General features: G+C 59.3%; 14 protein-coding genes and 2 pseudogenes. 12 read left to right on the forward strand and 4 right to left on the reverse strand.

Annotation, left to right across the window (positions count from 1 at the left end; genetic code table 11):
- Nucleotides 1-95: 95 nt before the first annotated feature.
- From coxB to B0G74_RS44725, 7 genes and pseudogenes are all read left to right on the forward strand, one after another.
- Nucleotides 96-1,040 (forward strand): cytochrome c oxidase subunit II, encoded by a 945-nt coding sequence (gene coxB, locus B0G74_RS44690; RefSeq protein WP_132384443.1) that lies wholly within the window; start codon nt 96-98, stop codon nt 1,038-1,040.
- A gap of 10 nt (nt 1,041-1,050) precedes the next feature.
- Nucleotides 1,051-3,651, forward strand: coding sequence for a cytochrome c oxidase subunit I (ctaD, locus tag B0G74_RS44695; protein ID WP_132384299.1), 2,601 nt, complete (start codon nt 1,051-1,053; stop codon nt 3,649-3,651).
- Nucleotides 3,652-3,666: 15 nt separating this feature from the next.
- Entirely contained in the window at nt 3,667-4,143 is a 477-nt protein-coding gene (locus B0G74_RS44700) for a hypothetical protein (RefSeq protein ID WP_132384300.1), read from the forward strand.
- Nucleotides 4,144-4,285: 142 nt separating this feature from the next.
- On the forward strand, nt 4,286-5,488 hold the full coding sequence (locus tag B0G74_RS44705; RefSeq protein ID WP_243658647.1) for a cytochrome c: 1,203 nt from the start codon (nt 4,286-4,288) through the stop codon (nt 5,486-5,488).
- 1,623 nt (nt 5,489-7,111) lie between these two features.
- Nucleotides 7,112-8,289 (forward strand): annotated as a pseudogene (locus tag B0G74_RS44715) (tyrosine-type recombinase/integrase).
- Nucleotides 8,290-9,348: 1,059 nt separating this feature from the next.
- The gene (locus B0G74_RS44720) at nt 9,349-9,780 is read left to right on the forward strand and encodes an NUDIX hydrolase (protein ID WP_132384303.1); all 432 of its coding nucleotides are present in this window, start codon (nt 9,349-9,351) and stop codon (nt 9,778-9,780) included.
- Between the two features lie 55 nt (nt 9,781-9,835).
- Nucleotides 9,836-10,516, forward strand: coding sequence for an MgtC/SapB family protein (locus B0G74_RS44725; protein WP_132384444.1), 681 nt, complete (start codon nt 9,836-9,838; stop codon nt 10,514-10,516).
- 530 nt (nt 10,517-11,046) lie between these two features.
- Here B0G74_RS44725 and B0G74_RS46150 read toward each other — a convergent pair.
- From B0G74_RS46150 to B0G74_RS44740, 3 genes are all read right to left on the reverse strand, one after another.
- The gene (locus B0G74_RS46150) at nt 11,047-11,214 is read right to left on the reverse strand and encodes a hypothetical protein (protein WP_165924066.1); all 168 of its coding nucleotides are present in this window, start codon (nt 11,212-11,214) and stop codon (nt 11,047-11,049) included.
- A gap of 430 nt (nt 11,215-11,644) precedes the next feature.
- Nucleotides 11,645-12,046, reverse strand: a complete 402-nt coding sequence (locus tag B0G74_RS44735) for an LD-carboxypeptidase (protein ID WP_243658614.1) — start codon at nt 12,044-12,046, stop codon at nt 11,645-11,647.
- Nucleotides 12,047-12,477: 431 nt separating this feature from the next.
- A complete protein-coding gene (locus B0G74_RS44740; RefSeq protein ID WP_132384305.1) occupies nt 12,478-13,923 on the reverse strand; it encodes an IS1182 family transposase in 1,446 nt (481 codons plus the stop codon).
- Nucleotides 13,924-14,109: 186 nt separating this feature from the next.
- Here B0G74_RS44740 and B0G74_RS44745 point away from each other — a divergent pair, with 186 nt between their 5' ends.
- Together B0G74_RS44745 and B0G74_RS44750 are read left to right on the forward strand one after the other, a co-directional pair.
- Nucleotides 14,110-14,547: a GNAT family N-acetyltransferase gene (locus B0G74_RS44745; protein WP_132384306.1), complete on the forward strand. Its 438-nt coding sequence runs from the start codon at nt 14,110-14,112 to the stop codon at nt 14,545-14,547.
- A gap of 373 nt (nt 14,548-14,920) precedes the next feature.
- Complete coding sequence (locus B0G74_RS44750; protein WP_132384307.1) at nt 14,921-15,982, forward strand: class I SAM-dependent methyltransferase; 1,062 nt, start codon at nt 14,921-14,923, stop codon at nt 15,980-15,982.
- A 535-nt stretch (nt 15,983-16,517) separates the two neighbouring features.
- On the opposite strand, the gene B0G74_RS44755 is transcribed toward B0G74_RS44750, so the two are convergent.
- Nucleotides 16,518-17,132, reverse strand: a complete 615-nt coding sequence (locus tag B0G74_RS44755) for an HAD family phosphatase (protein WP_132384308.1) — start codon at nt 17,130-17,132, stop codon at nt 16,518-16,520.
- 764 nt (nt 17,133-17,896) lie between these two features.
- On the opposite strand from B0G74_RS44755, the pseudogene B0G74_RS44760 reads away from it, so the two are divergent.
- From B0G74_RS44760 to B0G74_RS44770, 3 genes and pseudogenes are all read left to right on the forward strand, one after another.
- A pseudogene (locus B0G74_RS44760) lies at nt 17,897-18,236 on the forward strand (NUDIX domain-containing protein); the annotation flags it as partial.
- A 146-nt stretch (nt 18,237-18,382) separates the two neighbouring features.
- Nucleotides 18,383-19,060, forward strand: coding sequence for an MgtC/SapB family protein (locus B0G74_RS44765; RefSeq protein ID WP_132384309.1), 678 nt, complete (start codon nt 18,383-18,385; stop codon nt 19,058-19,060).
- Nucleotides 19,057-19,347: a hypothetical protein gene (locus B0G74_RS44770; protein ID WP_243658615.1), complete on the forward strand. Its 291-nt coding sequence runs from the start codon at nt 19,057-19,059 to the stop codon at nt 19,345-19,347. The genes B0G74_RS44765 and B0G74_RS44770 overlap by 4 nt, the downstream gene beginning before the upstream one ends.
- The last annotated feature ends 344 nt before the right edge of the window (nt 19,348-19,691 follow it).

The raw sequence follows: 19,691 nt of genomic DNA on the forward strand, positions 1-19,691 counted from the left end.
CCGCTCAGGAGCGAGCACATGCATTTGCATTGGCACGAGTCCGCCGCCAGCCTCGCGCGGCGCCTGGCGTATTACCGTTGACGAGCGGCGTCGTGATGCCGGGCTCCACTCCCCTCGCGTACTTTCTGCATAGCGCCGGACCCGCTTCGCGGCCGGTGTTCGTGCTGGGTTGGGCATTGGCCGCGCTGTGCGTCGGTGTTTGCGTGATCGTCGGCGTGCTGCTGCTTTACGCGGTGCTTCATCGGCGCGGTGCAAGCGGGTATCGGATGACCGAGAGCGGCGGCGGCCGCGCGGTCGTGACCGGCACGCTGATCTCGACAGGCCTGCTGCTGGCGGCGCTGATCTACATGCTGTGGGTGCTCGCGGTGGTCGCATCGCCTTCACGCGAACCGGCGCTGACCATCAACGTGACCGCGTATGACTGGTGGTGGAAAGCGGATTACGGCGCTGACAGTCCCCAGCATTTCACGACGGCGAACGAGATTCACATTCCCGTGGGCGAACCGGTGCAGGTGAATCTGAAAAGCGCGGACGTGATACACGCGTTCTGGGTGCCCGCCCTCGCCGGAAAAACGCAGACCATTCCGGGCCAGGTGAACCGTCAATGGATTCAGGCGGATCATCCGGGTATTTATCGCGGGCAATGCACGCAATACTGCGGCGCGCAGCATGCGCATATGGCTTTCGAAGTGATCGCCGAAAGCCGGCAAGACTACGAGAAGTGGTACGACGCACAAGCCCGCCCCGCCGCCTTACCCGCAAGCGCCGACGCCACGCGTGGCCAGCATCTGTTCATGGAGCGCTGCGCGGGTTGCCACGCGGTGCGCGGCAGCGACGCCAGCGGTGTGCAGGCGCCGGATCTGACGCATCTGCTGAGCCGCCGTCTGGTCGCCGCGGGCGCGCTGCCGAACACACCTGACAACGTGATGGAATGGATTGCGCACGCGCAGGAGATCAAACCGCAGTCGCTGATGCCGGACATCAAGCTCAGCCCGAACGACGGGCGCGACCTCGCCGCGTATCTCGCGACGCTCAACTGACGGGACCGACATGGCTGCCACTGGAAGCGAGGATCTGCCCGCACTACGGCAAGTCACTTTCCGCCGCGAACCGGAAGTGGGACAAGTGGTGAAAGGCTCGCCTGAAGAACAGCGGCTACGCGATCTGTGGGAAAGCGAACCAGGCTGGCGCGGCTGGCTCTCGACCGTCGATCATAAGCAGATCGGCTTGCGCTATATCGTCACGGCGTTCTGCTTTCTGCTCCTCGGCGGAATCGAAGCACTGATCATGCGGCTGCAACTCGCGCGGCCCAACGAAACGCTGCTGACGCCGGATCAGTACAACCAGCTCTTCACGATGCACGGCGTGACGATGATCTTCCTGTATGCGCTGCCCGTTCTGAGCGGTTTTTCGAACTACCTGTGGCCGCTGATGCTCGGCTCGCGCGACATGGCGTTTCCACGTCTGAACGCGCTTTCCTACTGGGTGTTTCTGTTCGCGGGGCTCTTTCTGTACGCGAGCTTTCCGCTCGGCGAAGCGCCGAACGCCGGCTGGTTCAACTACGTGCCGTTCGCTTCGCTCGACTATAACCGTGGCCCGAACATCGACGTGTACGCGCTCGGCATGGTGCTGCTCGGCATTTCGACTTCGGTGGGCGCGGCGAACTTCGTCGTCACGCTGTTCAGAATGCGCGCGGACGGCATGTCGGTCAACCGTCTGCCGATCATCGTATGGGGCACGCTGACGGCTTCGTTCGCGAACCTGTTCGCAGTGCCGGCGGTGAGCCTTGCGTTCCTTCTGTTGTGGATGGACCGCAACATCGGCACGCATTTCTTCGATGTCGCGAGCGACGGACGGCCGCTGCTCTGGCAACACCTGTTCTGGATGTTCGCGCATCCGTGGGTCTACGTGATCGTGCTGCCCGCGATGGGCATCGTGTCCGACGCGCTGCCCACGTTCTGCCGCCGGCCTATCGTCGCGTATGCGGCGGTCGCCGTATCGACGGTCGCGACGATGCTGGTCGGTTTCGAAGTGTGGATCCATCACATGTTCGCGACCGGACTGCCGCCGCTCGCACTCGCTATTTTTGGCGCGGCCAGCATGCTGATTTCGGTGCCGAGCGCGGTCGCGGTGTTCGCATGGATCGCGACGATCTGGCTGGGGCGGCCCGTTTTCAAAACACCGTTCCTGTACTTCGCGGGCTTCGTGCTGATGTTCGTGATCGGCGGCGTGTCGGGCGTGATGACCGCCGCGGTGCCGCTCGACTGGCAACTTACCGACACGTATTTCGTGGTTGCGCATCTGCACTATGTGCTGCTCGGCATCAACGTGTTCCCTGTGCTCGGCGGCATCACGTACTGGTTTCCCAAGTTCACGGGGCGCCTTATGCACGAGCGCTTCGGCAAGCTGACGTTCTGGGTCGTGATGACCGGCTTCAATCTCGGCTTCTTTCCGATGCACATCTCGGGGCTGCTCGGCATGCCCCGGCGCATTTACACCTATCCCGAAGGAATGGGATGGGACCTCAGCAACATGCTGACCACCGTGGGCTCGTTCGTGTTCGGCGTGGGCGTGCTGATGTTCGTCGTCAATGCCCTGTATTCGGCCAGGCGAGGCGCTCGTGCAGGCGCAAATCCTTGGGATGGCTCGAGCCTCGAATGGTCCGTGCCGTCGCCGCCGCCGCCCTACAACTTCGCCGTGCTGCCGATGATCGCGTCGCGTCATCCGCTGTGGGAAGACCGCATGGATGAAATCACCGAGCGGTCGAGCCTCACCACCGGCTATCTACTGCATCGCGGCCGCGAAACGCTGGGCGTGTCGCCGCTGAGCGGCAGCGCGGACGTCATCCTGAAGATGCCCGACGACACCTACACGCCGTTCTATCTCGGCCTGTTCAGCGCGTTGTTCTTCGTCGGGCTGCTACTGCATAGCCGCGCCTTCGTCGCGGCGATGACCGTGGCCTGCACGGCGGCAATGATCGTGTGGCTGTGGCCGCGCCGCGCGCTTGCGCAACGCGAACCGCCGCCGCCGAGCGCGCGCGTCGACACAACCACGCACGACCTCGATGCGACGTTGCCGGTAGGCAGCGCGGGCGAACATTCGGGCGGCTGGTGGGGCGTGCTAACACTGGTCGCAACGGAAGCCTGCCTATTCGGCTATCTGATCTTCTCGTATCTCTTTCTGGAAGCGCAAACGCATCTCTCCTGGCCGCCCGAGGGCATGCCGAAGGTCGGCATTGGCGCGCTCAACACAGCGTTTCTGTTGTCGAGCAGCGTGTTCGTGTGGTTCGCGGAACGGGTTCTCCGGAAGGGCCAAAAGCTCACGTCGATCGCCTCGATGCTGATTGCAATCGCGCTAGGCATCGTGTTTCTGCTGGTCCAGATAAAAGAATGGAAGGACCATCCCTATGGATTGGCCGCGCATCTGTACGGCTCGCTCTATTTCACGATCACCGGTTTTCATATGGCCCACGTCGTCGTCGGGTTGATCGTGCTCGCGGTGATGACGGTGTGGATCGCGCTCGGCTATCTCGACGAGCGGCGTACCGCGCCGATCACGATCGGCGGTTTGTACTGGCACTTCGTGGATGTGGTGTGGCTCTTCATCTTCTCCACGCTGTATCTTTCGCCGTACATCCTGAGGGGGCGCTAGTCATGCGTGTTCGTCATGCCTGAATCGGGACTATCGACACCGAATGCATTCGACGCGCGGCGCAAGCTGTTGGCCGCGTGCGCGATCGCCGGTCTGTTCGGCGCGCCGGGTATCTGGCTGCTGCAGGTGATCGTCTCCGAGGTGCTTTCCGCGACCGCCTGCTATGGCGTTAGCGCGCCGCGTCCCGCGCCTTTGTGGAGCGCGTTCAATACATGGATCTTCGCCATTTCGATCGTCGCGGTAATTGTGGCCGCGCCTTGCGCGGGACTCGCATGGTACGGGTTCAGACTCGCGAGAAGCGGTGTGAGTACCGACGAACCGCACCCGCACCACCATGAAGCACTGCGCTCGGCGCAACAACTTCGCACCGACGACGCGATCCGCGTGCGCTTCATCGCGCTATGCGGCGCGCTAGTGGGCACGGGCTTTCTGGTCGGCGTCATTTTTGTGTGGCTCGCGCCGCTGTTCGTCGGCGCGTGCGGCGTATGGTAGTGACGCAATGAGAACGAAGCGCGCTCTGTCATCCACGTTAAGGTTGCTCGCGATGAGCTGTGCGCTCGGTTTGCTCGGCGGTTGCAAACGCGACAGCAGTCCGGACGGTTTCGCCGCTATCACGCGCGACTCGCCGGTCGCGATGGACCAGGCGCAGATTGCGCGCGGCGCGTATCTCGCGAAGGCGGGCGATTGCTCCGCCTGTCACGACGCCGCAGACAAAACCCCCTACGCGGGCGGCATGCCGGTCAATTCGCCATTCGGTCCGATTTACGCGGGCAACATCACGCCCGACCCGACGTTCGGCATTGGCCGCTATACGTTGCAGCAATTCGCCGAAGTGCTGCGCGCGGGGAAAACGCCGCACGGCCAACGGCTATATCCGGCGATGCCGTATCCGTCGTTCGCGAAGCTGAATGACGATGACGTCACCGCGCTTTACGCGTACTTCATGCAAGGCGTGAAAGCATCGACGAATCGCGCGCCCGTCACGCACCTGCCTTTCCCGTTCAACCAGCGATGGGCGATGTTCTTCTGGAGTTACCTGTTCGGCAATCACGAGCGTTACGCCGACGATTCGCACCATAGCGCCGAATGGAATCGCGGCGCTTATCTGGTGCAAGGCCTCGGACACTGCGGCGCGTGTCACACGCCGCGTGGTCCCGCGTACAACGAGCTGGGCTATGACGAGCATCGCGAGCGCTACCTCACCGGCGGCATCAACGACAACTGGTCCGCGCCGAATCTCACCGGCGATCCCGCGAGCGGCCTCGGCCGCTGGTCGCAAGACGAGATCGCCGCGTTCCTGCGCGGTGGACACGGCGCGCGGGCAACCGTGTTCGGCGCGATGGCGCCGGTGGTCGAAGAAAGCACGCAGTACCTGAGCGACGCCGACCTGCACGCCATCGCGGCCTATCTGAAGTCGCTGCCCGCGCGCAATCCGAGCGGCACGTTCGATAACAACGAACACGCAAGAATGTTGACGACGAGAGCCGTCGATACCGGCGAAATCGAGCGCCCCGGTGCGGGTGTGTATCTGTCGTTCTGCGCGCGCTGCCATAGTGCCGACGCCATGGGCAAACCCGACAGGGGCCCGGCGTTAGCGGGCAATCCGCTCGTCATGTCGGCCGATCCAACGTCGATCATGCGCATCGTGATTGAAGGCAGCGAGAGCCCGAAGACCGACGATCAACGAAAGCCGCAAAAAATGCCCGCATTCAACGATCAATTGACCAGCACCGAAATCGCGGACGTGATCAGCTTCATCAGGAACACGTGGGGCAATCATGCCGCCCCGGTGTCAGACAGAGATGTGCGCACTTTGAGGTCGGCGATTCACAAATGAGCGGCACCTACTTTTGGTCTTTAGTATTTGCTGCCGAGTGAGAGATAATTGTACCGAATCGACTCGCGAACCGGAGTCCGGTTGTGCGTCCAAAAGCGCTCACGCACTCAGGCGAGGGGTGCGATTTTCCCGATCGTTAGACGCGGCTGAGCGATCGGACTGCTCTGTCCCTGAAGCGTGTGCCCCCGGTTCCACTAGGGCAGGACCCGTGTGAACGCAAGGAGGCAGGTAATTATCCGGGAGCAGAACTCGCGCGAACAACCGAAGACTCGCTTTGAATAACGCGACACTTCCACATCTGCAGCTGTGAGGGGAAAGGCCTGAAAATTTGGAAGATAGACATGCTAGAGCCAATTCGGCGTATGTTTCTCGGTACGATAATTTTCATGTTAGCCGCGACGTGCACGGAAGCACGACTAGCCGTGGCGCAGATAGCAAGTCCGGCTAGCGGTCCCGGTATATTCGCGGGCACGCACGTAAGGCACGAAACTGCAAAGGTCGTGAGTATCGAGCCCGCTACCAACAGCGTTGTTCTGCGCGAACGACATGGCAGTCTTGTGACGGTCGAAATGGGCCATGGGGTCGGCAATGTAAGACGGGTAAAGGTTGGAAACAAAGTTAGCATAACGTACAGGCGCGCCCCGGTTGCTTCACGCCGACAATGTGAGTTCCAAAGGCATACGTGAGCGCGCGGAAACAGAAGCGACTATCCGGGCGTCTCCAGGAATCACCACGTCTATTCATCGTGTGCAGATCGTGGCAACCATCATCAGCATCAGCCAAAAGAACAGGTTACTGACGTTGCGCGGCCCAAAGCGCACGGTGACGCTTGCAGCATCATCTGGTCTTCCTCTGCGCGATCTGAAGATCGGGGATAACATTAGGGCGGACTATTTCGAAGCGATCGCGATTCGTATCACGCGCGATGGCTTCCGTTGCAATAAATTCTGCTCATCCGGAAGTAGGCCACTCGGCCGTGGCTGCTCGTCTTGCTCGCCCCCCTTGCGCGCCGCAGCCGAGGATAGTGGTATATCAACGTGAAGTCGGGCTGAACACATTTGGTGTCGGCGCCCACGATTGACGCTAGCAATGTTCACAAAGGCGCTAGCGAGGGAGTTCGACTGCGCGATACCACCCGGAGCGCTGCACCGAACTTGCCGGCTTTTCCGAATATCGATGAAGGGACCGTTTCCAGCAGGCTACTGTGCGTGCAGTGTTCAGCTTCGGGATTCAGTCCAATCCCTCTTCCACCGTTGGGCCGACACGTGGACGTCGTTGAGCACGAAACATCTTGAAGCCACCGGGTTTTGACTGATATTCGTCCAGATAGCGTGCAGCCACAAGTCGTCGCGCCCAGCTTCGTAACAGCTCTGCACGGAGGCATCGGTGGCCAGATGACAGCGCGCTTTAGCCTTTGCGATCGCCGCAAAATCCACGGGTGTATGGGACGTCGGAACGGATGCGCCGCGTCGCCAGCGCGCGCCGACATTGCGCGGCAAAAAGCCTCGAGCGAGACGATGCGTTTTCGATTGGGTTTGGACATTATGCCGGTAGTGTCAAAGGAGCTCCCACGCGTGCGACAATCGCGATTAGACATGCTCCTACCCGTTCTACGATGAAACCATGACGACGATCCTGATCGCGCCGCGCCCGCTCGATGCGCTGGACCTGCCGCCCGACCTTGACGGTCCGTCACGGCATGAACCGGGCGAATGGTCGCCAGCAAATCGCCGCAGCTGACGACCTGAGCGCGATCCGCGCGTGGCTGGCACGCGTCGTCGACACGAAAGACCACGTTCGACAACTACCGTAAGGAAGCTGAGCGACTTCTCTTATGGTCCATTGTGCAGTTGGGCAAACCTCTGTCATCACTCACGCATGAGGACCTGCTCGCCTACAGGGTATTTCTTGGCGATCCCCAGCCGCGTTCGCGCTGGATGTCGGACGGCGGGCGAAAGTTTCCGCGTCACGATCCGCGCTGGCGACCGTTTTACGGGCCGCTCGCAGTCTCTAGCCAGCGTCAGGCGATGGTCATCCTCAATGCGCTGTTCTCATGGCTTGTCGAAGCGGGCTACCTTGCAGGCAACCCGCTGTCCCTGTCGCGCCAGCGGTCACGCCGACAGGCGCCGCGCATCACCCGCTACCTGGAACGCGACCTCTGGCAGGAGGTGAAGGTTTATATCGACGGCCTGCCGCGGGATAGCGACCGGGAACAGGAACGTTACTGGCGCGCTCGATGGCTCTTTACCCTGCTCTACCTCGGCGGCCTGCGGATCTCGGAGGTCGGTGGCAACACGATGGGCAAGTTCTTCTGCCGGCGCGACAACGAGGGGAACGAACGGTGGTGGCTGGAGGTGCTTGGCAAAGGCGACAAGGAACGACTCGTCCCCGCATCCGCCGAGATGATGGTCGAACTCTCGCGGTACCGGCGCGCGCGCGGGCTCGCACCGGTGCCGTCCGCGCACGAGGACACGCCGTTGGTGTTGCCGCTCGGCAAATCGACGAAGCCACTCACGCGTGCCGCGCTGCACTCGATCATTAAAAGTATCTTTGCTGGCGCAGCGGACAAATTGAGGCTTCGCGGAGAAGACTTTGCCGCGCGAGCAACGCACCTGGAGCGTGCATCCGCACACTGGCTGAGGCACAGCGCCGGATCGCACATGGCCGACGGCAATCTCGATCTGCGACTCGTGCGAGACAACCTCGGACACGCATCGATTTCGACGACGAGCATCTATCTTCATAGCGACGACGACACCCGTCACCGGGAGACCGAAGAAAAACATCGGCTGGACTGGTGAGGATGAATTTCACTACAGGCTTTGATCTTCCGCAAAGCGAGGCAGCTCCGCCTGGAGGTGCGCGATTTCCGCTGCCGTATCAGCAGCCTTGAGCCTAACCGTCCCCTGTTTGTAGGATGTGTAACGAAATATTGGGTTTCCTACATAACAACTACCCCCGCGCGATGCGCCGCTGGGGGCGGGCTATCGGTCTAGTGGCTGCCGGGCGCGTTGCGTTGCTTTGCTTGCCGTAGCGGCCGGATTAGAAGGTCACCGTTGCGACGTTAAGTTTGTCATAACGCGGCGGACGATCTCTCTGTATGCCAACTAGAGAGCGCTAAGCAGCGGCGGTGGCAAGCACGTCTGAGCCGTCTACGAACTTCCGGTGTCGACCCAACCCGGCCATTGAGCGGTCGCGGGTCAAAGACTCATCTACACTCGGAAACGGACATTGGTTTAATAGACGGACCAATTCACTGCGAAGCCGACGGCCAGTGCGTGGGATCTCAGCCCGACCGTGCCATGTCGCCAAGCGTTACTTATCGTCGCCGGCGGCCCTTCGCCTTGAGGCGCGAGGTGCCCCCTTCCGTCCTACCCGGCGGTAAGCCGATTCGATAACTTCTCCGGCGCGAGCAGCGATCTCCCGTAGTTCAACCCGCATATACCTCGGCCACCATGCCAGGTGGTAGAACCAAAGGCATATGCTGCGGGGCCCGTGAAGCCACTGGCGCTGGATTCCATCAGCGGGCAGCTCTTCCAGAGAGTGGTGGCCGATCGAACAGGCACCGAGAGTGAGCCAGCCGAGGGTAAGGATAAAAGTTGGAAGCGAGACCAGGCATGCCACCGCAAACACAACAAGCGGCAAGCCGATCTCCAGCGACGAGCGGGTTTTCATCGAATACTCTCCCCGTCACAATAACGTCGAGGTCAAATGGCGGGCTTGTTTAGAAAGCGTCAGGTTTCTTTATCTACCAAGCTCATTCCCAAATCGAGCGAATGTGGCAACCGTCGAATCCATATCTAACGGAAAAGCTGCGATGCGCCATTCAAAGATAGCACCGGAACGAAGATCGGGTAACCATGAAAGAAAGAGCGACCATCGTGTGCAGGCAACACGACAAAATACTCCTCGTAACTCGCGGACGGTCGCGTTGGTCGCTACCGGGCGGCACAATCCGGCGCTCCGAGTCACCGGTAGAGGCAGCCAGAAGAGAATTGATTGAGGAAACCGGCCTTGCTGTTGACGGCTTCACGTTTCTGTTCGAATTTGGCGGACTAACCAAACGGCATCACGTGTTCCTGGCGGACCTACCACGTCACCTAACACCCACTGCCAGCAATGAGATCTCACGGTGCCGCTGGATCCGGCCCAGACAAGTGTCCACCGTCATCACGAGCGTTCCCACGAGAGAAATTGTCCGGCTGCTGATTGGTCACAAGAATGTCACAATAGCGTTCCCCGCCGTCGATCTTGGCACCGTAACGGCTGCTGGGCAGTTGCCAGCCGTGTAGCCGGTCGCGCCAAAACGGTAATACGGTATGAATGCACGCTATCTGGACTTTCAAGGTGATAGGTAATTTCGAGATACTGTCTCGCCTTCTCATGGCGGCCCTGCTCGGAAGCGTCATTGGCTTTGAGCGGGAAAGACTGAACTGGGCTGCTGGCTTGCGCACACACATGCTCGTGTGTGTCGGCGCATCCTTGATGATGCTGGTGTCCGCGTTCGGGTTCGCCGACGCATTGACCCAGAAAAACGTTGTGTTGGACCCCTCGCGCGTTGCCGCACAGGTGGTGTCGGGAATCGGATTCCTTGGTGCCGGGTCGATTCTGCTGCGCGGCGAAGTCGTCCGGGGCCTGACGACCGCTGCGAGTCTCTGGTCCGTAGCGGGAATTGGACTCGCCGTAGGTGGAGGCATGTACACCGCGGCCTTTGGTGCGACGATCATCATCCTCATTATTCTCGCGGGGGTAAAGCCGCTGGAGCGGCGCTTTATTTCCGTCAAACAGCAGCGCAACATACAACTGCTGGCCGAACGCGGGAGCGTCTCGCTGGACAGTTTGCATCGCGCGCTGGGCACAGGAAGCATCCGGGTCAAACAGTTTATCGTCCAGCAGGCAGAAGACGACCCTGATCTCGACGACGTTCAGATTTCGCTGTCACGCGTATCTTCGACCGAGTTCACCGCGACCTGTGCGCGGCTCGAAGAGATGTCAGGCGTTCGCGAGTGTCGTCACGAAAAGCAATAGCGGAACGGTAGATGATGCGGACGTATGAATATCACGGGTTCACTCTTCAGGTGTCGGCCGAATCGAACCTTAGCTTTCAGCCTATCAGGCAGGCAGCAGCGCGCTCCGGATATGTTGCGGTAGTGAGGGTGTTCCAGGCCGGCAATGCGGTTGGAATCTTTTCGCCGCTCAGATTTGGTGAGGCGAGAGGGCGTCCGTTTGATACCGAGGTTGACGCCCTGACGGGCGGGTATAGCGCGGCGCGGAGAATCGTTGACGACCTCTTTGGGCACTAACCTCATTGACATCCCATGGCGCATGCGCCTCGTGTGACTGTGTCGAGAAGATCGCCGATACACAGTGCACCAGAGGGATCCCTCAACGGCTTCTCATGAATCATCATGAGCCACCTGCCGTTCAGCATTGACGGACACTTTTTGGACGCCTGCTGCCCGACGTGGTCGACCGTAGACCCAACCAAGCCGTTGACCGATTGCGGTCGAGAGACTTATCTCTACTCGGAAAGAGGCATTGGTTTCAGAGAAATCGGATTATTCTCGCGGTCGCCGCTCCCCAGCTTCCTGATTCTCAGCCACGGCTCGACGAACGGCTTCCAAAAGGTCGGGGCGCGCTTCAGCGGTGGGGAGTTCGGTCAACTTGCGCGGAGTCTTGGCGTGGGGTTTCAGCGTCAGACGGTAGAGCTTTTTCGGTGCAGTCATATTTCGTCTCCGGCTTCGATGACAGTCCATTCGGACGGCGAGCTCGGTCTTGCGCCTCGCTTCCGAAAATCACGCTTTCGGATCTTTACGAAACCCGGAGTTGTGCACTCCGTGCGTTGCGCGCCTCCAGGCTTCGTCGGCGCGTTGCTGAGCCGATTTCACTGTATATGCTACCCGTTGCTTACTCTTCGGAGCTGGCGCAAACGCCGAAGTCAGACCGGAAAGTGCCCGGCGGACGGTCCTGGTGACCATAGCTCACTCCGCGTTCGTGTCGGGAAGTTAAGTCTAGGCCCTTACGTGAAGCTCGCGCTACTGTACGTTTAAACAGCGCCTTGATGAGCCCATTACGGACGACCGAGAACGCCGCAGGCGAAACGTCGCTGAAACGGGTCCAGTGCGAACAGAATGCGTTCGGCCGCCAATGGAAAAATCACCCGAGGGGCTGCGATGACAACTCTGCGAAGTTAGGCAAGCCTTGGAGATGAGTAGGAGCCCAGGGCATCTGTTCATTGCCGAATGACTGAAGTGTGCCAGATGCTACGGTTTTCTCGCATGGAACGGTTGTGGGTAGCGACGACAGCACGTGCGCGCAGCCATAGCCGGCGCGTGCGATCGAGATGATATCGACCGCCGGGTCCATCAACGCCGCAAGCAGATCGCTTGTGCGATGCTGATGGGATCCCGCGAGATACCGGAACCGGTCAGCCACGTGCGCGCCTACGGAGACAGACAATCCCCAACTCTCGAGCAGACAGATCGCCTGCGCGAGGTTATCCATGTCAGGAACGCCTGCCGGGGCGACGACCGCCACCCGTTTGCCTTCCACCGTCACGTCGGTTACTCCACTGTATTGACCGGTCGACGGATGCCGACGTGTTTGTAGGCAACGCTGAGGCAGGCTCCACGCAAAACCCGATTTCGTTCTTGAAAACAGACATCGTTGCGCCGAGCCAACTCCTTGTCACCAGTCGGAGTTCCGTTCGAAATCGATTGTCCGCGATTCGGGCGACGAAGTCGATCATCACTTCTCGGTCGCACGCCTCCTGCGGATGGCGAAGCGATAGCCTTGGACCGCGGGCCGTATGCGGGAGACATAAGCCGACCCAGGTTGTGTGGAAACCCGATGGAATTACGACGCGGCACATGCCCGCGCCCCCAGCGGCGCGTTTGGCTCCTTTGCGGCCATCACGGCGACGACGAGGGTGAGCGTCCCCGGTGCGTTCTAGAGAAGCTTGATGGCTTTGTTTAGGACCTACGAGGTGCTTACGCACCCACCAGCCGCATTGCCTTCATCATCTTCTTGAAACCTAGAATTCTCAGCACTCGAGCGAGATTGTAGGCGAGTACGTTCAGACTCATCTCGGTACCTACGTTACGCAACCTGCGCGTCAGGAAGTGCGTGTAGCCCATCCAGTGCTTGAACGTTCCAAAGACATGTTCGACGGTTCGCCTGCGCACTGTCATCGCGTCCGGCGTCCTGTCGAGCCGACGTTGAACTGCCTCCAGCACTGACTCATGCTCCCATCGGCTTATCCGTCGTTGGCCGCTGGGAGTGCACTGTGACTTCATTTGGCATTGCGAACAGGCGCTGCTCCAGTATCGATGTAGCTGCATCCCGTGTTCCTCGCTGGTGTATCGGTAAATTGCCCGCTCTCCAGCTGGACATTGGTATTCGTCGTCCCGCGCAATGTAGATGAAGTCTGCCTTGTCGAACCGGCCATGGTATTTCGCACCTGACGTTGTGGGCTTCGGCAGCATGACCGCAATCCCCGCATCCGCGCACTCCTTGATCTGAGTTCCGGTGTAGTAACCACGATCGGCGACTGCCCGCAGCCTTGTCTTGCCCATCGCGTCACGCGCAGCTTTTGCCATGGGACTTAGCTGTGCCCGGTCGCTGCCAGAGTTTGTGACCTCGTGAGCCACGATGAGATGGTGTTTGGCGTCAACGGCCACCTGCACGTTGTACCCCACCATTCCCGAGCCCTTGCCGCTCGTTGCCATGGAGCGCGCGTCGGGATCAGTCATCGAGAGTTGGCCATCAGGCTGCGTCTTGAGTTGCTCCTTGATCTGATCGAGGTCCCGCATCTGCTCGCGTAAGCGCGCGATCTTATCTTGCAATCGGGTCGTCTTCGCTTCGAGTTCCGCGGGTTGCGTACGATCGGCAGTCTCCAGCGCGGTCAGATAGCGCTGGATACTCTCCTCGATCTGCTTCTGGCGCTTGTCGACTTTACCTTCGGTGAAGTTGCGATCCCGCGTATTGACTGCCTTGAACTTGCTACCGTCAATGGCGACCAGCGCTTGCGAGAACAGCTTCAGCTCACGGCAGAGCATCACGAAGCGGCGACACACGTTCCGAATGCCGGTACCGTTGTCACGACGAAAGTCGGCTATGGTCTTGAAGTCCGGCGCCAGTCGGCCCGTGAGCCACATCAACTCAACATTGCGCTGGCATTCGCGCTCAAGACGCCGGCTTGATTGAACCCGGTTCAGGTACCCGTAGATATAGATCTTCAGGAGCACTGCTGGATGATAGGACGGGCGACCTGTAACCGACGGTATTGCTCCATCGAAGCCCAATGATGCAAGGTCAAGCTCTTCAACAAATGCCTCGATAATCCTGACCGGATTGTCCTCAACAACAAAGTCATCGAGGCACTCTGGAAGCAGCGTCACCTGCTTGCGATCTTCACCTTCTATGAATCGCTTCATCCGGTCACCCATGCTGAATGAGTTAATCCAGTTTAGGTGACCAGGGTGTTTTCACACAAGCTCGACCCGAAGCCGCCAGTCGTTATTCTCGTAAGCGGACTTTCGAACGCCCGACGCATCGAGAAACCGCAGCCTTGCTGCCCCGTGCAACAATCTGGATTTTTCGAGTGAAGATCGACTTGAGCCATGACAGAACATCGCTGCAGTAGGTTGGAAATTAGAAGGCTGTCGCCGCCCGAATGGATGCAGGCATACCCTGTCATCGCTCAACTTCGGTCTCTTGAAGAACCCGAATTCCTGGAGCGGACCCGCCGGCAATCGTATTCGGGCTACGAGCTTGTGGCAGCATTTCATGATGAGAAGATTATCGGGGTGATGGGCATGAGACCCATCCACACCCTGGCTCGCGGGGCACACCTTCATATCGATGACCTCGTGGTCGATGCGACGGGTCGAGGGAGCGGTGTTGGCCGATCCCTGATGGAATATGCGGAAACCGACGCCCGTGCTCGTGGTATGACCGCGATATTTCTTGACGCGCGGCCGGACGCCGTTCCGTTCTATGAGCGAGAGAACTATGTGCTACACCCCGCACCATCAATGAAGAAGGTTCTGGTGCCTTAAGGCAAGCCGGCCACGGTCAGCGCGATTCGCCCACGTCTTCAGTCTGTGAATTGCCAAGATTTTGCATCCACTGCTGAAGGTCCGCTCTTGGCCGTCCTCTGCCGGACGGCGACTGGCGGCACGCGACCCATCACAGTCCTTCACCGCTTCGGCGTGAATGGCCGCTTAGTTGCGCGGTACTGCCGCATGGACTTCGGGAGAATTTGTCCTCGAGATTCCGCTAGCATGAATGGCCGAAGCTTGAGATGCCATGCATTTTCCTTTCATCCTTCTTTTGCCTACCTATACTCTTCTTGGGCGAGGTTAGCCTACTGCAAGCAGCGACACCGCTTTTTCATCAGATGTATTCTGCCTTCGTAGCGTGAGGTGGCATATGCAATACGACCAACAGAAAGTGGAAGACTTCATGGGGCGTATGGTTGGAGAGTTCGGCGCAGTGGCGTGCGCGCCGCTAATCGCGCTCGGCGACCGGCTCGGCCTCTATAAAGCGATGACCGAACAGGGCTGGATGACCTCCGAGCAGGTCGCTGAACGCACCGGTCTCGCCGAACGATACGTGCGCGAATGGCTCGCGGCGCAAGCCGCATCCGGTTTCATCGACTATGACCCTTCGACCATCCGCTATCAGCTCGCCAATGAAATGGCAATGTGCTTTGCTGAAGAAACGAGCCCGACTTTTATCCCGGGCTTCTGCGACTGCGCTGAAGCAATGTTCCGCAGCTTGCCGAAACTCGAAGCCGCGTTTCGCACGGGTTTGGGCGTCGGTTGGCATCAGCATCATCCGTCGCTGTTCCGGGGTACGGAGCGATTCTTCCGTCCGGGCTATGCCGCGCATCTGGTCAATGAATGGATCCCCGCGCTCGACGGAGTACAAGAGATTCTCAAGGGGCATGGCGCAAAAGTCGCGGATGTCGGCTGTGGCCACGGCGCATCCACGATACTGATGGCTCAGGCATACCCCAACGCGGCGTTCATTGGCTTCGATTATCACGAACCGTCCGTGCAGAGAGCACGTGAACTTGCAGACGGAGCGGGCCTCGGCGACCGCGTCACGTTTGAAGTCGCAACCGCGCAACAATATCCTGGAAAGGATTACGATCTCGTCGCATTCTTCGATTGCCTGCACGATATGGGCGACCCGACGGGCGCAGCAGCACACGTTCTGCAAACGCTGAGACCCGATGGATCGTGGATGATCGTGGAACCGTTCGCGAATGACCGCCTCGAAGACAATATCAATCCTGTCGGACGGGTGTTCTATTCTGCGTCGACGCTGATCTGCACAGGCGCATCATTATCACAGGAAGGCAGAAGAGCGCTCGGCGCGCAGGCGGGCGAAGCACGGCTCAGAGAAGTCGTGACTGCTGGCGGCTTCACGCGCTTCAGGCGCGCAACGCAAACGCCGTTCAATCTGGTTTTTCAGGCGCAGGCGTGAACCTGGCTCGCTTGCCAGAAACCGCGCGCGACGCACAAAAGTCGCCAGGAGCGCAGAAGGCGACTATCGTCAGAGTGTCGGAGAGATGCACGCCAGACGGAGCGCCGAACATCAGGCGGAGATAGCGGAGCTGGATGGCACGCTTGCACGCCACGGCGCCCTCACTCGTGCCATTATTAGGTGTGACCCGCAATGAACAGTCTCTCGAATTGAGCGCTGGATTCGCGCGTGCGGCTACGGTGCTCCTGAGGCAATACCCGTCGGCTTATGGGTGATGCTCGATCCGCTAGGACTTTGGCCATTCGTGATTGAACGTCCGTTGAACGATTGGGAGTGGGCTTTTGCCTACAAGCTTCGAACGGCTCTTTGTGGCCGATCTGTGTTCGATGCTGTCGGCTCTGATCGACCCATCCCAGCCGATCGGCCCACTTCGACAGTCGTCCGATCTTTGATCAACATGAGACGCTCATAGACCAAACGCGCCCTTGTTTGGCTCGGCAACACTGCACACCGCCTGGCACGATCTGCACCCCAGCTACAGCAACTTGCGACGCTCCAACTCTTCGGATAATGCCCCGGCGCTGGTGAACACATGCCCGTGAAGACCTGCATTGATTGCCCCCGTCACGTTGACCTCGAGGTCGTCAATAAACAGAGTTTCGGCCGCGCAGACACCGAGGCTATCAAGGCAGCGCAGATACGTGCGCGCGGCCGGTTTGGCCGAACCGAATGAGGCCGACGCGTAAACGTGCGGGCCAAAGAGTTCAGCCACCGCAGGATTGAGATACTGGATGTTATCGGTCACCAGTTGACAATTGTTGGTTAGAACGGCTACCCGGTGTCGCCCCGCCAGCAATCTAACAAGCGCAAGCACTTCGACGTTGGGCGATATCGACGCGCAGCGGCTAATTAACCAATCGTCGAGAGTGACCCGGCAGCCCAGGATTTCCCCCAATGCGGTCAGATACTCGTCACCGGTGATCAGGCCGGCGTCTGCACGATCTTCCAAGCCGGATCCCCAAATGGCCTGGCGGACAGTTTCATGTGTTCGGCCTGATAACGCTGAGAGATGATCGACTCGTGCGGAGCGGTCGTAATGAGAAAGAACATCGTCCATATCGAACAGGACAAGAGATATCAACGCTGTCATTTGGTAAGTGCGTACGCTAAACGCGAAAATTAAAGCGCCGTTCGGCAGTGCGCCTTTGGATGGCTGGGGCTCGTATTGTGCGTTGGTAAATCACGAGTTTGACAGGTACAGTTGATCACTCCCGGATCTGGACAACCGTTGCGAACGGTCGAAAGGGGGGAGCCTTGTGCTCCTACCATCGGACGATGTTTGCTCTAACCGCTCTGATCGCGCGTTCACTCACGATCGCCGTTTGACTGGTGGTCCGACGGGCTATCATCCCCTTTACCCCGAGATTTCTTCACTCGACGCAGCGCCGCTCCGATCTGACCGGCGATGTCTCGGATCGACGAACGCATGTACCAGGCCACGACGCCAGGTGATAGAACCACACGAACGCTGCGCGATACCCTCGGAGCCACTTCCTGCGGATACCGGTTGAGGGAAAGCTCTCAAGGGGGCGGTGTCCAAGCGCCATCACGCCGATCGTCATCCAGACAACCGCCACCACGAAAGTGGGAAGGGACAGCGAGCAGGCCGCAATGAACAATACGAGCGGCAGGCAGAGGATAAGTGGCCAGCGATTTTTCATATCGTTTTCGCGCCGGCATAATCATTACGATTTTTCAGCTTATAGCATTTCGCGTGGTGCCACCGACCAGGTTTTCTGTCATTTTTGCACGCTAAGTGTGGACGTTCCAGGTGGGCTATTCTGGACGTTGAAAACGCCGGGCTGATTCACATCAGCTCTATACACGCAAGCACCACCTCGTAGACTGAAGAGCATGAAAGATCGATCCACAATTGTATGCGTACGCGACGGCAAGGTGCTTCTGGTCGCCCGCGCGCGTTCACGCTGGTCGCTATCCGGCGGCACGATAAAACGGTTCGAGTCGCCGCTGGATGCCACTGTGCGCGAGCTGGAAGAAGAGACTTCCCTCATTGGAATGGAACTTACTGTTCCAGTTTGGCGGTCTCAGCAAACGCCACCATGTTTTCCGCGCCTATATTCCTCTGGACGCGTCCGCCGAAGCACGTAACGAAATTTCGCGTTGCCGGTGGTTCAACCCGGGCAAAATCCCAACGCTCGTCACGAGCATACCGACCCGGGAAATCGTCGATCTTTTTTGCACCCGCGAAAATCGTGCCGAAGCGCCGCCAGCGGTCATCGACAAACCGGATGAAGGCGTTCTCCGGACGACCTCACCGTATGCCAACGTTGCCGGCACGGCTTCGCAGCAGACTTAACGAGCCGCTATCAAAGGAAAATTGTGATAGGTAATATCGAGCTGTTGTCGCGCCTCGTGCTGGCAGCGCTACTCGGGAGCGTCATCGGCTTTGAGCGCGAAAGATTAAATTGGGCGGCGGGTTTGCGCACGCACATGCTTGTATGCGTCGGCTCGTCGTTGATCATGCTGGTATCGGCGTTCGGATTTGCCGACGTGCTGGGCGAGAAGAACGTCGTTCTCGATCCATCCCGGGTTGCCGCGCAGGTAGTGTCAGGCATCGGCTTCCTTGGCGCGGGGTCGATCCTGTTGCGCGGGGAGATAGTCCGTGGACTGACAACTGCCGCGAGCCTCTGGTCTGTAGCGGGAATCGGTCTGGCGGTTGGCGGAGGGATGTACACGGCTGCCATCGGCGCGACGATTATTATTTTGATTATTCTCGTCGGTGTGAAGCCGCTAGAACGTCGCTTTATTTCGGTCAAACAACAGCGCAACATAACCCTGCTGGTCGAACGCGGCAGTGCATCGCTTGACAGTGTTCACAACGCACTGGGTACGGGAAGTGTCCGGGTGAAGCAGTTCATCGTCCAGCAATCGGAAGACGACCCTGAACTCGACGAAGTGCAGATTGGCCTATCGCGCGCAACGGCTAGCGAGTTCGCGACGATCTGTGCACGCCTGGCAGCAATGTCGGGTGTCCGTGAGTGCCGGAATGGCAGATGAAAGTGGAACAGGTCATGGCGCGCACGTATGAATACCACGGGTACACCCTTGTGGTGGCCGTCGAATCCGACATTAGCTCGCAGCCTGGCGGCGGCACTGTTGCGTGCGTAGGTTACGTGGCGATCGTCAGGATTTTTCAGGCGGACAATGCGGTCGCCATGTTTTCGCCGCTGCGCTTCGGGGAGGCCGGCGGTCTTCCGTTTGTGACGGAAGCAGATGCCTTGATGGGTGGTTACAGCGCAGCATGCCGAATTGTCGATGATCTTTTCAGTCACGAGAGCCGATAGGCCTCGGCGGCTAACCGACAGGCGGTCTTGAACGCGTACGGATCGAGCGACGGGTGCTTGCTTGATCTGGTGGCGATCAAACGCCGCCAGGTGAACCGGATACGCTCGACGGCGAATTGGTTCTTCCTGCCTTCTGCGTTGTCTAAGGGTCAGGAAATCCTGACAAAAGAATCATCCACTCACAAACCCTTACCGGTGGTTTTCAGGGACTCCCGCATCTCAAGCTCATGCGGAAATATGCCGTAAAACATGGTAAGCGGTATGCAGACGGAATCCGCTTTGAGTCTGATCGGATTCGATGAGATCAACGGCGACTCATCCGAAAAATCCTCAATTCTCATGGC

Origin of the sequence: Paraburkholderia sp. BL9I2N2 (genome assembly GCF_004339745.1) — a bacterium.
GTDB lineage: Bacteria > Pseudomonadota > Gammaproteobacteria > Burkholderiales > Burkholderiaceae > Paraburkholderia.

Coding starts and splice junctions, on each gene's coding strand:
- B0G74_RS44750 (WP_132384307.1), top strand. CDS start 14,921: ATGCAATACGACCAACAGAAAGTGGAAGACTTCATGGGGCGTATGGTT.
- B0G74_RS44755 (WP_132384308.1), bottom strand. CDS start 17,132: ATGACAGCGTTGATATCTCTTGTCCTGTTCGATATGGACGATGTTCTT.
- B0G74_RS46150 (WP_165924066.1), bottom strand. CDS start 11,214: ATGACTGCACCGAAAAAGCTCTACCGTCTGACGCTGAAACCCCACGCC.
- B0G74_RS44705 (WP_243658647.1), top strand. CDS start 4,286: ATGGACCAGGCGCAGATTGCGCGCGGCGCGTATCTCGCGAAGGCGGGC.
- B0G74_RS44700 (WP_132384300.1), top strand. CDS start 3,667: ATGCCTGAATCGGGACTATCGACACCGAATGCATTCGACGCGCGGCGC.
- B0G74_RS44740 (WP_132384305.1), bottom strand. CDS start 13,923: ATGAAGCGATTCATAGAAGGTGAAGATCGCAAGCAGGTGACGCTGCTT.
- ctaD (WP_132384299.1), top strand. CDS start 1,051: ATGGCTGCCACTGGAAGCGAGGATCTGCCCGCACTACGGCAAGTCACT.
- B0G74_RS44720 (WP_132384303.1), top strand. CDS start 9,349: ATGAAAGAAAGAGCGACCATCGTGTGCAGGCAACACGACAAAATACTC.
- B0G74_RS44770 (WP_243658615.1), top strand. CDS start 19,057: ATGAAAGTGGAACAGGTCATGGCGCGCACGTATGAATACCACGGGTAC.
- B0G74_RS44745 (WP_132384306.1), top strand. CDS start 14,110: ATGACAGAACATCGCTGCAGTAGGTTGGAAATTAGAAGGCTGTCGCCG.
- coxB (WP_132384443.1), top strand. CDS start 96: ATGCCGGGCTCCACTCCCCTCGCGTACTTTCTGCATAGCGCCGGACCC.